Source organism: Aquidulcibacter sp. (assembly GCF_020253525.1).
Lineage (GTDB): Bacteria > Pseudomonadota > Alphaproteobacteria > Caulobacterales > Aquidulcibacteraceae > Aquidulcibacter.
The window spans coordinates 1-18,467 of record NZ_JADCBK010000158.1 but is presented as its reverse complement, the minus strand read 5'-3'; the positions used below and the strand labels follow the sequence as shown (position 1 = coordinate 18,467).

Sequence of the window (18,467 nt, the reverse complement as noted above, 5' to 3'; positions counted from 1 at the left end):
CGCTCTTCCGATCTTGGCAAGAAGCTGGGCAAGAATGCGTCGCGCGCCAATAAAAAGACGCGCTAGTCCTTTAATTCAGGCTGAAATCAAGCTCTAATTGGGTCTCGGAAACGGGAATTTCACCATGGCCTTGCCCCTATCGAAACTTTGCGCGCGATGAGTGCAGCCAGCGTCACGGCGATTATCGTGACCTATAATAGCCAGGCCGTCATCGGCCCGTGCGTAGAGGCCCTGCAGGCGCAAGGTGTGGCGACTTTAGTTGTCGATAATGCGAGCCGCGACGAAACCCGCACAATCGCGCGCGACAAGGGGGCAACAGTCCTTGCTTGCGAAACCAATCTCGGCTTTGGCGTTGCGAATAATCGCGGGGCAGAGGCGGCAAAAACCGATTGGCTGCTCTTCATCAATCCAGATGCTGTGGTGCAACCAGAAGCGATTGAGCGCTTTTTGGAAGCCGTTGAAACCTATCCCGAAGCAGGCCTTTTTGGCCCGCGTATCTATGAAGAAGACGGCGCTTACTTTTTCCAGCCGCGTTCTATTCTGTCGACTTATCTGAAAAGCAAGCAGAGCGGTAAGACCGTGCCCAGTGGGGATGCTTGTGTGCCGGCGCTGTCTGGGGCCTGCATGCTGATGCGGCGCGACTTGTTTCACTCTCTTGGCGGCTTTGACCCCGATATTTTTCTGTTTTTTGAAGATGATGATTTGTGCCGCCGCGTTGTCGATCAGGGCTATCCGATCCTTTATGTACATGAAGCCGTGGTCACGCATTTACGCGGCAAGTCCAGCACGCCCAATCTGAAGACCGCCTTTTTGATGCGCGCCTGCCAAGCTTGGTCACGGGCCTATATCTCGCGCAAATATGGCCTAGCCTACCGCCCCGCCACGATCCTGTTGGTCAATGGATTGAAATATCTGGTCGCGCTGGTGACCTTTAATGCCAAGCGGCGCGCCCGCTATGGCGGGACGTGGGCGGGGACGTGGCGGGGGATGTTGGGCCAGCCCAGCCCCCGCTAGGCTTAGGCCTTTTGTGGGTGGGCCGCTTGCCAAGCCTTGAAATGCTCAGTCTCGCGGAAATGCACCGTTGTCCCAGTCTGGGTATGGCTTTCGCTCATCAATTCCAAAATCATGCTGGACAAATGTTCGGGCTGGGGCAGGGTGGCCTGATCCTCGCCGGGGAAGGCATTCTTGCGCATCATGGTTGCCACGCCACCTGGATTGAGCACCGTGACCACGACTTTCTTAAACTCAATCTCATCGGCCCAGCATTTGGCCAGTGCTTCCACGCCCGCCTTCGTGGCCGCATAGAGGCCCCAATGGGCGCGCGGATGATGGGCGACGCCTGAGGTGAAGAAAATCACGCGCGCTGCAGGGGCTTGGATCAATAAGGGCTCCATCGAGCGGATCAAGCGCCAGCTTGCGGTCAGATTGGTGGCAATCATCTGCTCGCCCATGCGCGGTGTGGCGTGGGCCACGGGCGTCAACTCGCCCAAATGGGCGGCAGCATGGATCATCCCGTCCAAGCGACCATAGCGTTGGAACAAGGCCCCGCCCAAGCGATCAATCGCGTCAAAATCGGTCAGATCCATCGGCACGATGGTGGCGGGCAATCCGCCTGCCTTGCGAATGTCGTCATCTAGGTCTTCTAGGGCTTTTTGCGCACGGCCCGTGGCGATAACTTGCATGCCTGCGCGGGCGCAGGCGAGGGCTGCGGCACGGCCTATGCCCCGGCTTGCCCCGGTTACTAGGACGACTTTCGTATCGGTCATGACTATTCTCGCTATGTGGGAGTCTTAGGCTTCGACTAAGAAGGACAATTGGTGATCTTTATCCGATTGGGACCGGTCGAAATCGACCAAGCGGGTTGGATAGTCGCCGGTGAAGCAATGATCGGAATAGCGCGGCGCATGGGGGTTGCGGGTTGCTTCTCCCAAAGCCCAATAGAGACCATCAACGGAGAGGAACCCCAAGGAATCCACCCCCAAAATCTCAGCCATTTCTGCCACGCTCTTATGGCCTGCAATCAATTGGTCGCGGTCGGGCATGTCGATGCCATAGAAGTCTGGCCATTGAATGGCGGGGGAGGCCGAGCGCAAATGCACTTCCTTTGCCCCTGCATCGCGCACCATTTGCACGATCTTGCGTGAGGTGGTGCCGCGTACGATGGAATCATCCACCAGCACAACGCGCTTGCCTTCTAAGACACCGCGATTGGCCGAATGCTTGCGGCGCACGCCGAGGGTGCGGATTTGTTGGGTCGGCTCAATAAAGGTACGGCCGACATAATGGTTGCGGATAATCCCCAATTCATAGGGAATGCCAGAGGCTTCTGAATAGCCCAAAGCAGCAGGCACGCCAGAGTCTGGGACGGGCACCACGACGTCAGCCTCAATCTTGGTTTCTTGTGCCAAGCGCATGCCCATGCGCTTGCGCACATCATAGACGGACTTGCCATCGACAACTGAGTCTGGGCGCGAGAAATAGACGAATTCGAACACGCAAGGACGCGGTGCCCGTTGTCCAAATGGCTTGATGCTTTCCACGCCCTTTTCAGAACAGACCACGACTTCGCCATTCTCGATCTCGCGCACAAAAGTCGCGCCAATCATATCGAGCGCACAAGTCTCTGAGGCGAGGACGGGCGAGCCGTTAAGGTCGCCTAAAACCAGCGGGCGAATGCCCAAGGGGTCACGCGCGCCAATCAGCTTTTTATTGGTCAAAGCCACCAAGGCATAAGCACCTTCGATCTGATGGAGGGCATCGACAAAACGCTCAATCATGCGCGGCGCGCGCGAGCGGGCAATCAGTTGCAGGATAACTTCGGTGTCGGAGGTTGATTGGAAAATCGCGCCATTTTCCACCAATTGTTCGCGCAATTTGCGGGCATTGGTCAGATTACCATTATGGGCAACGCCAATGCCACCACCGGAAAGGTCGGCAAACAAGGGCTGGATATTGCGCAGGATCGTCCCGCCCTGGGTGGCATAGCGCACATGGCCAATGGCATTTTGGCCGGGCAGGCGCTTCATCAAATCATTGCCGGTAAAGTGGTCGCCTACCAGACCCATGTGGCGCTCGTTATGGAAAAGCGCCCCGTCAAAGGTAACGATGCCGCAGCCTTCCTGACCCCGATGTTGCAGGGCATGCAGGCCCAGGGCAGTTAGAACGGCCGCTTCGGCATTATGGGCGATCCCAAAGACGCCGCACTCTTCGCGCAGCCGATCTTCATGTGGGTCCAACCAAACTTCAATGTCACCCGTGACGCCGGATGCACCGGCTTGCGCGTCTTGCCCATTGCACTGAGGGTTCATTTTTCGCTCTCCGGGTCAGGGGTCACTGAGTTATTTGGACGCAACGTCCAAGTGGGGGCCTTTTGAGCCTTTACGGGCTCGCCGTCTACGGATGAATCCAGCACATTTGCTGTATCACCTTTGCGGGAATGAGCTAGGTCTTCACCCGCGGCAGCGGCACCTCGGGCCATATTGGTTGCGGCTTGTCCGGCCTGCGGTGCCAAATGCTTCAGCGCATCGGCTGTTAGCATGACCATCGGGTAGAATTTCGCTTCCTGAAATGATTTCGGCAACATGCTGGGTGGGGCGATGGAGGTCACGACCAGACAGGCAACACCGACAAGGGCAAAGCCACGCGCGACACCAAAAAGCAGGCCTGCTGTTCGATCCAAAATCCCTAAAGGCTCGGAATCATGGATCCATTCATGGATACGGCCCGTCATGACGCGCACGGCAATATAGATCAGGATAAAAATACCGCCGACTGTTGCCGCATCCGCCAGCCATCCAGTCTCAATAAGCCCGCGCATCGGTTCGCGGAAAACTGGAAAGCCCCAGAGGACAGCGAGAATGGCAATGAACATGGCCGCCATTGATAAGGCTTCGCGGACAAAGCCGCGCGCAAAGGCCAAAAGAGCTGAGATCGCCACAATCGCAAGAATGACGATATCAAATCCGTTCATACACACTGCTCCAAAAGAGACTAAGGCGTCTCGGGATAGTCCTGCCCTGTGATGGTCGCCACAAGGTCGCCGGCGGTGGCAATCACACGATGCTTTACGCCTGTCTGCCCTGCCACGAGTCGGCGGGCTTGGCTTGAACTGGTTGCGGTCGTGTTAGACGAAGCCGCGCGCGGAAGGAAGGCCTGAGTAAAGCCTAACTTCTCGGCTTCTTTAAGGCGGGCATCGGCACGGCTAACCGGGCGCACATCGCCTGAAAGCGCAATTTCACCAAAGACCACACAATCTTCCGGCAAAGCTTGGTCAAAGAGGGCTGAGACCAAGGCAGCAGCCACCGCAAGATCGGCTGCTGGTTCGCTGATTTTAAGGCCGCCAGCCACATTCAGATAGACATCGCGCCCGCCAAAGGCCAAGCCACAGCGTGTTTCCAAGACAGCAAGGATCATGGCAAGGCGCGTGGTGTCCCAGCCAACCACGGCCCGTCTGGGTGCGCCAAACGCCGTGGGCGAGGCGAGGGCCTGGATTTCCACCAGAACCGGGCGAGTGCCTTCAATCCCAGCAAAAACCACGCTGCCGGGGCGGGCATGGCCGCGATTATCCAAAAAGAGCTGGCTGGGATTGGTGACTTCGCGCAGACCCGCGTCGCCCATCTCAAACACACCAATTTCGTCGGTCGGGCCGAAGCGGTTCTTGAGGCCGCGTAGGATCCGGAAATGATGGCCGCGTTCGCCCTCAAACTGCAGGACCGCATCGACCAGATGTTCGACCACACGCGGCCCCGCAATCTGGCCATCCTTGGTCACATGGCCAACAAGGATGATGGCGGTACCGGCCTTTTTGGCATAGCGCACCAATTCATGGGCACAGGCGCGCACTTGGGCGACGGTGCCCGGCGCCGCAGTTAGCGTTTCGGTCCACACGGTTTGGATCGAGTCGATAATCGCAAGTTGGGGCTTTTCGTGCTTGAGGGCTTCCAAAATGGTCTCAAGGCGGGTTTCGGCCGCCAATTGCACGGGGGCTTTCTCAATCCCCATCCGGCGAGCCCGGTCTTGGATTTGCGCGATAGCTTCTTCGCCGGAGACATAGACCGATTTGATGCCGCGGGCGGCGGCATTTGCCACAGCCTGTAGCAGCAAGGTCGACTTGCCAATGCCGGGGTCACCCCCAACCAGAATGGCCGAAGCCTCCACCAAGCCGCCGCCACAAACGCGATCGAATTCTTCAATCCCAGTTGCAAGCCGTGGCGGGGCTTGGGCCACACCGTCTAGCGCTTGAAACGTCAGGCCCGGTCCCTTGCCGCGCGCCCGGGCCGAAGGACTAAGGGCTTGGGGGCTTTCGCGGGCTTCTTCGACAATGGTGTTCCAAGCCCCGCAGGCTTCGCAGCGGCCCTGCCAACGGGCATGGACCGCGCCACAGGACTGGCAGACAAAGACAGATTGGGATTTGGCCATGCCTAATCAGCCTTCTAAATAGGAGCGCTCAAAGCGATCTCCCAATCGGGTCAGAATTTCATAGGGGATGGTGTCGAGGGCTTGGGCTTGCGCATCTAAGGGGGCAGCACGGCCCAGAAATTGGACCATCGCCCCGATTTTGGCTGCACTTCCGGCACCGGATACATCCAAAGTAATCAAATCCATCGAGACGCGCCCGACAATGGGGCACACCGCCCCACCCAAAATCGCAAAGCCCCGATTGGACCCAGAGCGCAAAAACCCATCCGCATAGCCCAGCGCGACAGTCGCAATTATGCGCCGACGATCTGCCTGCCAGGTCGCACCATAGCCAATCGTATCGCCCGGACCCACACTGCGTAATTGGATGATGGGGGCTTCCAGCGTGGCGACAGGCTCTAGTGGCACCGGGTCTTGGTCAAACGGGCCGCCGCCATAAAGGCCAATGCCGGGGCGCACCAAGTCAAAGCAATAATCGCCGTCTAACAAAATGCCTGCCGAGGCCGCCAGCGACAAAGGGGCAGGGGGGAGACGGGCCGCAAGGGAGACAAAGGCTTCCCGCTGCATGCCATTTTTGGGGTGTTGTGGGTCCGACGCACAGGCCATATGGCTCATGATGAGAGAGAGGTTCAGGGTGAAAATGGTCTCTTCCACCCGATCCAAATCTTCCTCGCTAAGGCCCAAGCGGTTCATGCCTGTGTCGATATGCAGGGCCGCAGGCTGTCCAAGGCCGGCTTGAGCCCACAATTCCACCTGACCCACATCATTGAGAACCGGCCGCAAATCTGTGGCCAGAAAGGCTTTAACTTCATCAGCCATGACGCCATTGAGGACATAGATGACAGGATCTGGCCCCAAAGCTTGGCGGGCTTTTTCCCCCTCAAATGCATGGGCGACGAAAAAGGTTTTACAGCCCGCATCGGCAAGACTCTGCGCCACTTCGGCCAGCCCCAGGCCATAGCCATTGGCCTTCACCACAGCCGCACATTCAGCCCCTTGTGCGTTTTCGGCAAAAAAGGCCCAATTGCGGGCCAGAGCACCCAAATCAATCCGTAACTGGCTTTGGCGCGGGAATGCAGCGACTGGATCAGTCATCCAAGCTCTCATACCGTCCGCTGGACTCCAGATTGGTAAATTTGGTCAGCTCGGCTTGGAAGCCAACGCGGACTTTGCCAATCGGGCCGTGGCGCTGTTTGCCGATAATGACCTCGGCGATATTGCGCATTTCGCTGACTTCTTCCTGCCATTGGAAATGCTCTGTCGTGCCGGGCTTAGGCTCTTGGCGTTCGAGATAATAGGCGTGGCGATAGACGAACATCACGACGTCGGCGTCTTGTTCGATCGAGCCTGATTCCCGCAAGTCGGCCAATTGGGGCCGCTTGTCTTCGCGGTTTTCCACTTGGCGGGAAAGCTGGGACAGCGCAATGATCGGCACTTGCAGCTCTTTGGCGAGGGCTTTGAGGCCCTGGGTGATTTCACTGACTTCCTGCACCCGATTGTCTGAGCGCTTAGAGCCGCTGGTGGTAACAAGCTGTAGATAGTCGACCACAATCAGATCAAGGCCATGCTGGCGCTGCAGGCGCCGGGCTCTGGCTGCGAGCGCTGAAATGGACAAGCCGCCTGTATCATCAATGTAAAGCGGCAGGCTTTGCAGATCGATGGCGGCTTCGCGCAGCTTGGCATATTCGTCCTTATCAAGATCGCCGCGCCGCATACGGTCTGACCCAATGCCAGTATAATCGGCAAGCAAACGCATGGTCAGCTGTTCGGCCGACATTTCCAGCGAATAAAAGGCAACCACACCCCCATCAATGGTTTGGAACGACCCATCAGGGCGCGCTTCCCGCTTATAGCGCTTGGCTGCATTGAACGCGATATTGGTGGCAAGGGCTGTTTTGCCCATCGAAGGACGGCCAGCAAGGATCAGCAAGTCCGACTTATGCAGGCCACCCAACATCCGGTCGATTTCATTCAGGCCCGTCGGCACCCCAATCAGCTGACCATCGCGCTTAAAGGCTGCTGCCGTGATATCGATGGTTGCAGCCAGAGAGGCCGCAAAACTCTTAAAGCCCTGATTGAGTTGTCCGGTTTCTGCGAGCGTATAGAGCTTCTTTTCGGCAGTCTCGATCAGGCGGGTACCGCCCTCCATCCCATCTTCATGGTCAGAAGCATCCGCCATCATCTCAGAGCCGATGCGGATCAGATCGCGCCGCACGGCCAAGTCAAAGATCAGCTTGCCATAATCAGCCGCCGCTGCAGGGTCTGCCGCGGCATCCACAAGGGTCGCCAGATAAGCGGCCCCGCCAATATCTTTCAACGCCCCATCCTGGCTGAACTTGGCATGCAAGGTGATGCCATCGGCCAGCGAGCCCTTTTGGATCATACGGGTGATGGTGTCATAGATCCGGCCATGCACGGGGTCATAGAAGTGCGACGGCTTCAGCATGTCCCCAATACGACTGGTGACTTGGTTGTCCACCAGAATAGCCCCGATCAGGGCTTGTTCAGCGTCCAAATTATGCGGGGCCGTGCGCAGCACACGGGCGGGATCGAGCGGGGTAAGGTTTCCATCAGCCATGTCGCACTCTTTCAGGTGTCGCGCGGCGAATCACCTGTGCGACGCAGAACGAGGCTAGAACATCCCCAGCAATTTTTCACCTGTGGATACTTATGCCGAATGCGCCGTTGCGACCGTTTTTGGCGTGGATGCATCAAGCGCATCCGGACCTTGGCCCTCAGCAAGCGCTGCCTCAATCGCCTCCATCAGCGAGGCGGGGGTGAAGGGCTTGGCCAAATGGCTATTGGCACCGGCTTCGATCGCTTGATCACGGTGCTGGCGCATCGCATTGGCGGTCACCATCACAATGGGGGTCGCCGGCAGATTATGGGCTCTTTCATGCTCGCGGATCGCGTGGGTTGCCGATAGGCCGTCCATGACGGGCATTTGCATATCCATCAAGACCACATCAAACCGGCCAGCCTGATAGGCCTTCAACGCGGCCATACCATCGTCACACAGGGTTAGATCAACGCCTAAAGGCTCTAGGATCAAGCGTAAGACTTTCTGATTGGTGGGGTGGTCTTCCGCAGCCAAAATCCGCAAGGGCGCGTCTTGATCAACCCCCGCCATGTCGAGAGCCGGTTCTTGGGACACTGTGCCGCTTGGGGCCTCTTCGCGCTCCAGCGGAATGCGCACAATGAAGGTTGAGCCTTCACCGGGCTCCGATTCCCAATTCATGCCCCCACCCATGGCCTCAATCAGGCCGCGACAAATCGCAAGGCCAAGGCCCGTGCCGCCAAAGCGCCGGGTAATGGAGGTGTCGGCTTGAATAAAGCGTTGGAACAGACGCCGCCCGGTTTCCTTATCAAAGCCAATCCCGGTATCGACGACCTTGATTTCAAGGATTTCTGAAGCTTCTGACCAATTGATAAAGACATGGACTTCACCCTGATCGGTGAATTTCACGGCATTGGATACCAGATTGGCAACGATCTGTTTGATCCGCGTCGCATCGCCATAGAACCAGCCATTGGCATGCTCGCCATAGGTGACGTCAAACTGCAGCTTTTTGTCAGCCGCTTGGGTTTGAAGCAGGAGGGCAGAGGCATCAAGTTCGGCGCGCAAATCAAAGGGCGCGCGCTCAATCTCAACCTTGCCGGCCTCAATTTTGGAAAAGTCGAGAATGTCTGACAAGAGTCGCGCCAAAGTGCGGCCAGACGCATCAATCAGGTCCACCATCTCTTTTTGATGGGGATCAAGTTTGGTGGTGGCTAAAGTATTGGCGATGCCCACCACGCCGTTAAGCGGTGTGCGCAACTCATGGCTCATATTCGCCAAAAAGTCCGTCTTGGCGCGATTGGCGAAATCGGCTTCATCCGCCAAGGTTTGGGCACGCAACCGTTCACGCTCGACGATTTCGAGCAAATCTTGTGATTGGACGCGGAAATCAACTTGGCTGCGGACGGTGCGATGCAGGAAGATGGAGGCCGCAAAACTGCCCACCACGGCCGTCACGCCGGTGAAAACCTTATTTACAATCAGGGCTTCTGAGCCGGTGATGGTTAGGAAGGCTGCGCCCAAGGCAACCAAAGCCAAACTGGCCGCCACGACCCCCATAGTGGGTCCTAAAATCGCGCTGCCAAAAGCCAGCATCAGCAAATAGACATATTGGATTTCATCGCCAGCATAGCTTGCGTGGGTCACCACATTGGTGATGGCAAGCAGATTGACCACAAATATGGCAATGCCAATTTGTGCCAGTCGCGTCACCTTACTCAAGAGGGTAAAGCGCAAGGTCAGGATAACGGCACCGCTGGTCGCAGCCAGACAGGCCATGACGATTGCCAAAGTGCCCTTCAAAACCAAGAGATGGCCGGCAGTGAGCAGGACGTAATAGACGCCCAAAATCAAGGCATAAGCACGCGCCATTGGGGCATAAACAGCCACCAATTCAACAGCTTCCATCTTCTCGGCGGATGCGTGCTTATCGCTCATTCGTCGAACATAGAGGAATTGTCTTAAATTCTCCTTATACTTGCGGTAGCCGGTGCTTTCTGTGTGGGTGTGCGCAAGTATAGGCAAAGAAAAAAGCCCCGCAGGACTACCTGCGAGGCTTTCAACTCAACCAAATGCCCAGAGGGCAGATGCTTAGGCTTCGTAGCCGTCCAATTGAACAGCGTTTTCAGCGATCTCAGCGGCCTGTTCGGCTGCTGCGACGCGATCTTCGTCAAATTGCGAATTGATCACGTTTTCGCCCTTGGCTTGACGTTCAGCTTCATCTGGCGTGCGCGCCACATTGATGAAGACTTCAACTTCGACTTCAGGGTGGAGACGGATCTTCACGGTCTGATAGCCGATTGCCTTGATTGGCGTGTCGAGCTGAACTTGGTTGCGGGCAACGTGGAAGCCAGCTGCATTAGCGGCTTCTGCGATGTCGCGTGCGGCAACCGAACCATACAATTGGCCGCTTTCGCCAGCTGCACGGATCAGCACGAATGCCTGACCTGCCAAACCTTCAGAAGCAGCTTGCGCTGCTGCGCGGGCTTCTGCGTTACGGGTCTCAAGAGCCGCACGTTGCAGTTCAAACAATTTCTTGTTGGATTCAGTAGCGCGCAGGGCTTTCTTTTGCGGCAACAAATAGTTGCGCGCATAGCCAGGCTTTACCGATACGATGTCGCCAATACCGCCAAGGCGGCCGACGCGTTCGAGCAGGATGATGTCCATGTCGGCGTCTCCTTAAACGACGTGATAGGGAAGAAGAGCCAAGACGCGGGCGCGCTTGATCGCCTTAGCGAGTTCGCGTTGCTTCTTTTGGCTGACGGCCGTGATGCGCGATGGCACAATCTTGCCCTTTTCGGACAAATAACGTTGCAACAGCTTCACGTCTTTGAAGTCGATCTTTGGCGCTTGATCGCCAGAGAACGGGCAAACCTTACGGCGGCGTGCAAATGGACGACGCGATGGCAGGTTGGAGATGGTGAACTTGGAAGTCATGATCAGTAATCCATCCCATTGGTTTCAGTGCGTGCGCGCTGTTTCTTTTCGTCGCGTTCACGACGGGCCAAAATAGGCGAAGGACCTTCTTCGAGCTCTTCAACGGCAATGGTCATATAGCGCATGACATTTTCATTGATGCGCTGCAGGCGTTCCATTTCATGGACAGCTGCGGCTGGAGCATCGATATTGATCAACGAATAATGGCCCTTGCGGGTTTTGTTGATCCGGTAAGCCAAGTTGCGCAGGCCCCAATATTCGACCTTACCAACCTTGCCACCCTTTTCGGTGATCAAAGCGGTGATGCCTTCAACCAGCTCGTCAACTTGCTGCGGCGAGATATCTGGCCGCGAAATAATGATATGTTCGTAGAACGGCATGAGAATCCATTTCCGTTAGATGCGCCCCAGGCGATTGCGGCAAATGGTTCAGCGGGGACTAAACCACCTGATGGTTCCGCGTCGCAGCTTCCTCGTGCTTACAGGCTTATTAGGCACACGAAGTCGCTCATGCGGGCGGACCGCAATCAGTGAAGCGGGGCGTAAAGCACTTATCTGTGGAAAAGGGAAGGGGTGGCGCGCAGTAAAGCCACCCAATCTGGCCTTGCGCAAAGGATTTAGGACAGCAAAGGTGTTCGCCAAGCACTTAGAAAGGCGGCGGGCCACGTGACACTCAATTGGATGGAGTTTTTGCTTGTCGTGGCGCTGTTGGAGCTGACGCCCGGGCCCAATATGGCGTGGCTGGCGACTTTGACGCTGGACAAGGGCAGGGCAGCGGGGTTGCAGGCGGTTTTGGGGATCGCACTGGGCCTATGCCTCTATTTGGTTGCGGCGATTGCAGGTCTTGGTGCGCTCATGGCGGCCCAACCCCAGCTTCTGGCGGGCTTGCGCTGGTTGGGTGTGCTTTATCTGGTCTATCTGGCTTTTGAACCCTGGATCGAGCGGGCCAGACAAAAGGGTGAGGCGGGCACAGGCGAGGGCGAGGATACATCCACAGAGGCCGGGCGGCATTTTATGCGCGGCCTAACCCTCAATATCCTAAATCCAAAGGCTGCCCTCTTTTACGTGACGCTCCTGCCCCGCTTTGTGGAGGGGGGTGGTGAGTCCATGTGGCTGCAAAGCCTGTGGTTGGGCCTTACCCATATTGGGGTGGCAACCAGCGTCCATCTGGCCATTGTTCTAGCAGCCGGGGGCCTGCGCCCATGGCTAAGTGCGGGCAAGCGCCGTACCTATCTCAATATCTTTTTTACCGCCGCACTCTTGGGCATTGCTGCTTGGCTAGTTTGGGATGGACTGGCTGGGCAAGCCTAATGCACGTTTCGCCCCACTTGCCTAAACGGGCCTGCGAGGCTAACGCCAAATCATGCTGATTTTCCAATTTCCCGGCCAAGGTAGCCAAAGCGTCGGTATGGGTGTTGCCCTTGCCGAAGCATTCCCCGCCGCAAAGCAGGTCTTTGCAGAGATTGATGACGCGCTTGGGCAAAAGCTTTCAAGCCTCATGGCAGAAGGTCCGATTGAGACCCTGACGCTGACTGAAAATGCGCAACCTGCTTTGATGGCGGTTAGCATGGCTGTGGTGGCCGTGCTGCGCACAGAGTTTGGCATTGGCGTCGATAAGGCTGCCTTTGTGGCAGGTCACTCGTTGGGTGAATATTCCGCGCTGACCGCAGCAGGGGCGTTTTCCGTTGGCGATGCAGCCCGCTTGTTGCGCCTGCGCGGCCAAGCCATGCAGCGCGCGGTGGCACCGGGCTTGGGGGCGATGGCCAGTCTGATTGGTCCAAAAGTCGATTTGGCTTTGGCAGAAGCGGCCGCTGCGGCCGGGGCCAAAGTCGGTGTCTGCGTAGTGGCCAATGATAATAATGCGGGCAATATTGTGATCTCGGGCACCAAAGAAGGCGTGGATGCGGCGATTGCGGCGGCCAAGGAACTAGGCGCACGTGCCATTCCCTTATCGGTCTCGGCACCGTTTCATTGCCCCCTCATGGCCCCAGCGGCAGAAGAAATGGCCGCAGCCCTTGGTGCGACCACCATCAACAAGCCCGTGGTGCCCGTCTTGTCCAATGTGACGGTGGCACCGACCCAAGACCCCGATACCATCGCCAAGCTATTGGTGGAGCAAGTGACAGGTCGCGTCCGCTGGCGGGAATCGATTGGCTGGTTTGCAGCCCAAGGGGCGACCCACTTTGTCGAATTAGGGGCAGGCAGCGTGTTGACCGGCATGTCCAAGCGCATTGCGCCCGAGGCCACGTCCATCGCCTTGACGGGTGCTGATGAAATTGCGGCCTTTGCCGCTTCTTTAAGCTAAGACGAAAGAAGGAACGCAGATGTTTGATCTCACAGGCAAAAAGGCGCTTGTAACTGGGGCAACGGGCGGCATTGGCGGGGCGATTGCGCGCGCTTTACATGCCGCTGGTGCCCAAGTCGCTTTGTCTGGCACCCGCCAAGAAGCCCTCGATGCATTGAGCGCGGAACTGCCCGGCAGTGTGGCTCTGGCGTGCAATTTGTCAGACCCCGTTGAAACCGACGGTCTGATTGGTCGGGCTGAAGAGGCTTTAGGCGGTCTGGATATTTTGGTGGCCAATGCGGGCATCACCAAGGACGGCTTGCTCTTGCGCATGAAGGATGAGGATTTTGAGCGTGTGCTCGACGTCAATCTGGGGTCCTACTTCCGCTTAGCGCGGGCAGCATCAAAGGGTATGATGAAGCGCCGTTTAGGCCGGATCATTGCCATTACGTCGGTGGTTGGTGTGACGGGCAATCCCGGCCAAGCCAATTATGCAGCCTCAAAAGCGGGCATGATCGGTTTCACCAAATCCATCGCGCAAGAATTGGCTTCGCGCGGCATTACAGCCAATTGCATCGCACCTGGCTTTATTGTCTCGCCCATGACCGATGCCCTCAATGAGGCGCAAAAAGAGGCCATTACTAAGTCTATTCCTGCCGCGCGCCTTGGTCAGCCTGATGACATTGCCGCAGCGGTTGTCTATCTAGCATCCGATCAAGCCAGCTATGTTACCGGGCAGACTTTGCACGTAAATGGCGGAATGGCGATGATTTAGATACTGTTTTGGCGCTAGCGGCCTCAAGCCAAAGGTGCTAATTCGTTCAACTCCCGTGGCGCTATGTTGGCAAAACGGTAACTATAACAACGCCGAAGGGATTTCGGCAGGATTCGAGGACCAACAATGTCTGACGTTTTCGACCGCGTAAAAAAGATCGTAATTGAGCACTTGGACGCTGATGCGGATAAAGTCGTTGAAAATGCGAGCTTCATTGATGATCTGGGCGCAGACAGCCTCGACACAGTGGAACTCGTCATGGCTTTTGAAGAAGAGTTTGGCGTTGAGATCCCAGATGATGCTGCTGAAAAGATCCAAACCGTCGGCGACGCGGTGAAGTTCATTTCGGCCAACGCTGGCTGATCAGAGCATGCGTCGCGTTGTCGTGACGGGAATCGGCCTCGTCACCCCAATCGGGGTCGGGGCCGATTTCGTTTGGAAAAGCCTGCTGTCCGGTGCAAACGGGGCAGGCACCATCACTGCGTTTGATGCGTCTGACCTGCCGGTCCGCTATGCGTGCGAAGTCCCTTGGACGACGGGGCGCGGCGGCGGCGGGGTTGATGTCGCAGGGTCGTTTGATCCTGAAACCGCCATGTCGTCGCGGGACCGTCGGCGTGTCGATGAGTTTATTCTCTATGGCGTCGCAGCCGCCAATGAGGCGATTACCGATTCTGGCTGGGTTGCTGAAACCGAAGAACAACAAGAGCGCACGGGCGTTATGATTGGCTCGGGCATTGGCGGGCTTTCCACGATTGCAGACAATGCGCTGTTGTTGGAGAAGGAAGGCCATCGCAAGATCAGCCCCTTCTTTGTGCCTTCTGCTCTGATCAATCTCACCTCAGGCCATGTGTCGATCAAGCACGGCTTCCGCGGGCCAAACCACTCGGTGGTGACGGCGTGTGCGACCGGTGCCCATGCGATTGGCGATGCAGCGCGTATCATCAAATATGGCGATGCCGATGTGATGATTGCCGGGGGCTGTGAGGCTGCCGTGTGCAAGATTGGCATTGCAGGCTTTGCTGCAGCCCGCGCACTGTCCAATGGCTTTAACGACGATCCAACGTCTGCTTCGCGTCCCTATGACACAGACCGGGATGGTTTTGTGTTGGGCGAAGGTGCCGGCATTGTGGTGCTGGAAGAATATGAGCATGCCAAGGCACGCGGCGCAAAGATTTATGCCGAAGTGGCCGGCTATGGCATGTCGGGCGATGCCTATCACATCACCGCCCCCTCTGAAGATGGCAATGGTGGCTTCCGCGCCATGCGGTCAGCCTTGAAAGATGCGGGCCTGAATGCGGCCGACATTGGCTATGTCAATGCGCACGGCACATCGACGCCTTTGGGTGACGAGATCGAATTGCGCGCGGTTGAGCGTTTGTTTGGGGCCGATGCCGATGGCTTGACCATGTCGTCTACCAAATCGGCGATTGGCCACCTTTTGGGTGCGGCGGGTAGTGTGGAGGCGATTTTCTCGCTCTTGGCCCTGCGTGACCAGATCGCACCCCCAACCCTTAATCTGCGCAATCCTTCGGTTGAGACCAAGATTGATCTTGTTCCGTTGGAAGCAAAGAAAGTCGTGGCTAAGGCTGTGTTGTCCAATTCCTTTGGCTTTGGCGGCACCAATGCGGCACTCGTCCTGAAAGCGGTCTAATGACCGATCCCGTCGCCAAAGTGCGTGGCAAAAAGGCGGCGCAAGCTAAGGCCATGTGGCAGCGCGTCTGGGTTGGGCTGGGGCTCGCCGCCATTCTTCTCGTGATCGGCACGGGCCTGTTCCTTTTGGGGCCGGGCCCGAAAGCCAAAGAGGGGGACTCAAGCTTTTTCATTGTGCAAGAAGGTGATTCTGCCAGCACAGTGGGGGCGCGTCTGCAGAAGGAGGGCCTTGTGCGGTCGGCATTTGGCTTCCGCTTGGCCGTCAAGATCACAGGTTCAGCAGCGGGTCTCAAGATCGCTGAATATGAAATTCCCTCCGGCGCGACACCTGCTCGTATCGCCAAAATCTTGGCCAGCGGGGAAGGCGTTAAGCGCGTTGTCGTGCTGCCCGAGGGCTGGAGTGTCAGCCAGATTTATGCCCGTCTGGAAGCCAATAAGTTTCTGACGGGCAAGCTACCGCCGCCACCGCCCGAAGGCACCTTAAACCCCGACACCTATCCGATCCAGCGCGGGGATACCCGCGCCAGTGTCGTCAAAAGGATGCAGGAAAGCCATGAGGCTCTGATTGACCAATTATGGCTAAAGCGCGCCCCTGATCTCCCAATTTCTACCAAACAAGAAGCCATCACTTTGGCCTCTATCGTGGAAAAAGAAACAGGCATTGCCGAGGAGCGCCCCCGTGTGGCGGCCGTCTTCGTCAATCGGTTGCGACTGGGCATGAAGCTGCAATCTGACCCCACCATCATTTATGGCATCACCAAAGGCGCCCCGCTGCGCCGCAAGATTTTCCGCAGCGACATTGAAAACCCCCATCCGTGGAACACCTATGTGATCCAGGGTCTGCCGCCGACGCCGATTGCCAATCCCGGCAAGGATGCGATTGCCGCCGTCCTGAACCCGCCGCGCACGCGCGAAATCTTCTTCGTAGCCGATGGCACAGGCGGCCACGTCTTTGCAGAGACCTATGCGGAGCATAATCGCAATGTACAGCGCTGGCGCGCATGGCGGGCTGAGCAAGAAAAGAAGAGCCAAAGTCTCTTAGGCGGTGGCGAATGAAGCCAAAGGTTCCGCTTCTGGGCATGACGGGCTTTGGCCGCGCCGAAGGCCAAGCAGGCGATGTCGCGTGGGCGTGGGAAGCGCGCAGCGTCAATGGTCGCAATCTGGACGTAAAGTTCAAACTGCCGCCCGGCTATGAGGCGTTTGAGACCAAAATCCGCGAAGGCTGTGCCAAACGGTTTAAACGCGGCTCAATCCAGGTCTCGCTTGCCACCAAGCGCGACAGCACCACCATAGGCCCCATGGTCCGCGTCAATCACGAGATGATTGCCTTCTATCTCGCTGAAGGCCAAGCCTTGATCGAACAGGGCAAAGTGGGTCGGCCCAGTTGGGACGGCCTGTTGCAAGTGCGCGGGGTTTTGGAAAGCGCCGACTTTGTGGAGCCTGATGAGGTGAAGGCCGCGCGCGAGGCGGCTTTAGCCATCGGCCTGGAAAGCGCCCTAGATGCCCTCTTGGTCGCCCGTCAGCGCGAAGGCGAGGGGCTCTTTACCCTGTTTGAGACTTTGTTGACGCGTATTGAGACGGTCACCCTTCAAGCCGAGGCTGCAGCAGAGGCCCAAGTCATTGCCATTGCCGACCGGGTGCAAAAGCGCGCGGCAGAGCTTTTGGGCGATGTGCCCTATGACCAACAGCGCCTGTTGCAAGAGGCGGCTGCGCTGGCGCTAAAAGCCGATGTGCGGGAGGAATTGGACCGCTTACGCGCCCATAGTGGTCAAGCACGCGCGCTCCTGCAAGAGGGCGGCGATATCGGGCGCAAGCTTGATTTTTTAGCTCAAGAATTCCACCGCGAATCCAATACATTAACAGCCAAAGCTGCGGCACTGGAACTTACCCGCGCGGGCCTTGATCTAAAGGCCAGTGTCGATCAATTGAAAGAACAGGCAGCCAATGTCGAGTGAGACCCATTTGCATAAGCGTCGTGGCTTGATGCTGGCTCTGGTCAGCCCGTCTGGCGCTGGCAAAACCACCTTGTCGCGCCGCTTGGTCGAAGAAGACCCCGAAATCGCCCTATCGGTGTCTTGGACAACCCGCGCACCCCGCCCTGGCGAGACAGACGGGGTCCATTATCATTTTGTCGATAAAGACCAGTTCCGCGCCCATCGCGCCCAAGATGGCTTTTTGGAATGGGCCGAAGTCCACGACCATTATTACGGCAGCCCGCGCGAAAGCGCCTTTGCCACCCTGCAGTCTGGCCTTGATCTGATGTTTGATGTCGATTGGCAGGGCGCGCTGCAATTGCGCACCTCTGCGCCCGAAGATGTCGTCAAAGTCTTCATCCTGCCACCCAGCATGGCAGAGCTGAAGCGCCGCCTCATCTCACGCGGGCAAGATAGCCCCGAGGTGATTAAAAAGCGCATGACCAATGCCTATGGCGAGATCAGCCGTTGGGAGAATTTTGACTATGTGCTGGTCAATGAAGACCTCGAACAGAGCTATGCCCACCTAAAAACCATCCTCGCCGCCGAACGCATGCGCCGCGCCCGCCAACCCTGGATGGGCGGCTTCGTACAAGGGCTCCTGCGCGAGGATACGTGAGGGCGCGCATCGCGATCAGCGAAGCTTGGCCCGCAAAATCCCATGAGGTCCCCGCTCTCCACTGCGTTTCGGCGGGGATGACGGTTTCTTGGATTTCTTTTTGTCTAGACGCGTTTTGGTGCCCATTCTGGTCACCCAACCGCAAACGAAATTGTTCTTGCGACATCGGGGTAGTCAAGTGTCCGGTTTCTTCGAAAACGGATCGCTTGCGACGCAGCGAAGCTGCGCACTTGACGACCCAGATGTCGCGGCCAT

At 57.3% G+C, this 18,467-nt stretch carries 19 protein-coding genes; 9 read left to right on the top strand and 10 right to left on the bottom strand.

The genetic code is table 11. The features are described 5' to 3' along the window. Positions 1–156 precede the first annotated feature (156 nt). A complete protein-coding gene (locus IOB61_RS16015; RefSeq protein WP_290818863.1) occupies positions 157–1,014 on the top strand; it encodes a glycosyltransferase family 2 protein in 858 nt (285 codons plus the stop codon). Positions 1,015–1,016: 2 nt separating this feature from the next. Here the strand turns inward: IOB61_RS16015 and IOB61_RS16010 are convergent, their stop codons facing one another. The 10 genes from IOB61_RS16010 to rpsF all read right to left on the bottom strand — a co-directional run bounded on the left by IOB61_RS16010 (position 1,017) and on the right by rpsF (position 11,292). Then, positions 1,017–1,766 (bottom strand): SDR family NAD(P)-dependent oxidoreductase, encoded by a 750-nt coding sequence (locus IOB61_RS16010; RefSeq protein WP_290818861.1) that lies wholly within the window; start codon positions 1,764–1,766, stop codon positions 1,017–1,019. Positions 1,767–1,790: 24 nt separating this feature from the next. Then, on the bottom strand, positions 1,791–3,308 hold the full coding sequence (gene purF / locus IOB61_RS16005) for an amidophosphoribosyltransferase (RefSeq protein WP_290818859.1): 1,518 nt from the start codon (positions 3,306–3,308) through the stop codon (positions 1,791–1,793). After that, positions 3,305–3,970, bottom strand: a complete 666-nt coding sequence (locus IOB61_RS16000; protein WP_290818857.1) for a CvpA family protein — start codon at positions 3,968–3,970, stop codon at positions 3,305–3,307. Before IOB61_RS16000 ends, purF begins: the two co-directional genes overlap by 4 nt. Positions 3,971–3,990: 20 nt before the next feature. Further along, a complete protein-coding gene (gene radA, locus IOB61_RS15995; protein ID WP_290818855.1) occupies positions 3,991–5,418 on the bottom strand; it encodes a DNA repair protein RadA in 1,428 nt (475 codons plus the stop codon). A gap of 6 nt (positions 5,419–5,424) precedes the next feature. Further along, on the bottom strand, positions 5,425–6,513 hold the full coding sequence (alr, locus tag IOB61_RS15990) for an alanine racemase (RefSeq protein ID WP_290818853.1): 1,089 nt from the start codon (positions 6,511–6,513) through the stop codon (positions 5,425–5,427). Beyond that, positions 6,506–7,996, bottom strand: coding sequence for a replicative DNA helicase (locus tag IOB61_RS15985; RefSeq protein WP_290818851.1), 1,491 nt, complete (start codon positions 7,994–7,996; stop codon positions 6,506–6,508). Before IOB61_RS15985 ends, alr begins: the two co-directional genes overlap by 8 nt. 90 nt (positions 7,997–8,086) lie before the next feature. Beyond that, positions 8,087–9,913 carry an ATP-binding protein gene (locus IOB61_RS15980; RefSeq protein ID WP_290818849.1) on the bottom strand — a complete coding sequence of 609 codons (1,827 nt, stop codon included), beginning with the start codon at positions 9,911–9,913 and terminating at the stop codon, positions 8,087–8,089. A gap of 153 nt (positions 9,914–10,066) precedes the next feature. Next, positions 10,067–10,642 carry a 50S ribosomal protein L9 gene (gene rplI, locus IOB61_RS15975; RefSeq protein WP_290818847.1) on the bottom strand — a complete coding sequence of 192 codons (576 nt, stop codon included), beginning with the start codon at positions 10,640–10,642 and terminating at the stop codon, positions 10,067–10,069. A gap of 12 nt (positions 10,643–10,654) precedes the next feature. Further along, positions 10,655–10,912: a 30S ribosomal protein S18 gene (gene rpsR / locus IOB61_RS15970; protein WP_085339051.1), complete on the bottom strand. Its 258-nt coding sequence runs from the start codon at positions 10,910–10,912 to the stop codon at positions 10,655–10,657. A 2-nt stretch (positions 10,913–10,914) separates the two neighbouring features. Then, positions 10,915–11,292 carry a 30S ribosomal protein S6 gene (gene rpsF, locus IOB61_RS15965; protein WP_290818845.1) on the bottom strand — a complete coding sequence of 126 codons (378 nt, stop codon included), beginning with the start codon at positions 11,290–11,292 and terminating at the stop codon, positions 10,915–10,917. 285 nt (positions 11,293–11,577) lie between these two features. On the opposite strand from rpsF, the gene IOB61_RS15960 reads away from it, so the two are divergent. The 8 genes from IOB61_RS15960 to gmk all read left to right on the top strand — a co-directional run bounded on the left by IOB61_RS15960 (position 11,578) and on the right by gmk (position 18,212). Continuing rightward, positions 11,578–12,222 carry a LysE family translocator gene (locus IOB61_RS15960; protein WP_290818843.1) on the top strand — a complete coding sequence of 215 codons (645 nt, stop codon included), beginning with the start codon at positions 11,578–11,580 and terminating at the stop codon, positions 12,220–12,222. Positions 12,223–12,271: 49 nt separating this feature from the next. Further along, entirely contained in the window at positions 12,272–13,216 is a 945-nt protein-coding gene (fabD, locus tag IOB61_RS15955; protein ID WP_290818865.1) for an ACP S-malonyltransferase, read from the top strand. 19 nt (positions 13,217–13,235) lie between these two features. Further along, on the top strand, positions 13,236–13,970 hold the full coding sequence (gene fabG / locus IOB61_RS15950; protein ID WP_290818841.1) for a 3-oxoacyl-[acyl-carrier-protein] reductase: 735 nt from the start codon (positions 13,236–13,238) through the stop codon (positions 13,968–13,970). Positions 13,971–14,096: 126 nt separating this feature from the next. Beyond that, on the top strand, positions 14,097–14,333 hold the full coding sequence (locus tag IOB61_RS15945) for an acyl carrier protein (RefSeq protein WP_085339046.1): 237 nt from the start codon (positions 14,097–14,099) through the stop codon (positions 14,331–14,333). Between the two features lie 7 nt (positions 14,334–14,340). After that, entirely contained in the window at positions 14,341–15,621 is a 1,281-nt protein-coding gene (gene fabF, locus IOB61_RS15940; RefSeq protein WP_290818839.1) for a beta-ketoacyl-ACP synthase II, read from the top strand. Beyond that, positions 15,621–16,676, top strand: coding sequence for an endolytic transglycosylase MltG (mltG, locus tag IOB61_RS15935; RefSeq protein WP_290818837.1), 1,056 nt, complete (start codon positions 15,621–15,623; stop codon positions 16,674–16,676). The genes fabF and mltG overlap by 1 nt, the downstream gene beginning before the upstream one ends. Continuing rightward, positions 16,673–17,575: a YicC/YloC family endoribonuclease gene (locus IOB61_RS15930; RefSeq protein ID WP_290818835.1), complete on the top strand. Its 903-nt coding sequence runs from the start codon at positions 16,673–16,675 to the stop codon at positions 17,573–17,575. The genes mltG and IOB61_RS15930 overlap by 4 nt, the downstream gene beginning before the upstream one ends. Next, on the top strand, positions 17,565–18,212 hold the full coding sequence (gene gmk, locus IOB61_RS15925) for a guanylate kinase (RefSeq protein ID WP_290818833.1): 648 nt from the start codon (positions 17,565–17,567) through the stop codon (positions 18,210–18,212). The genes IOB61_RS15930 and gmk overlap by 11 nt, the downstream gene beginning before the upstream one ends. Positions 18,213–18,467: the final 255 nt, after the last annotated feature.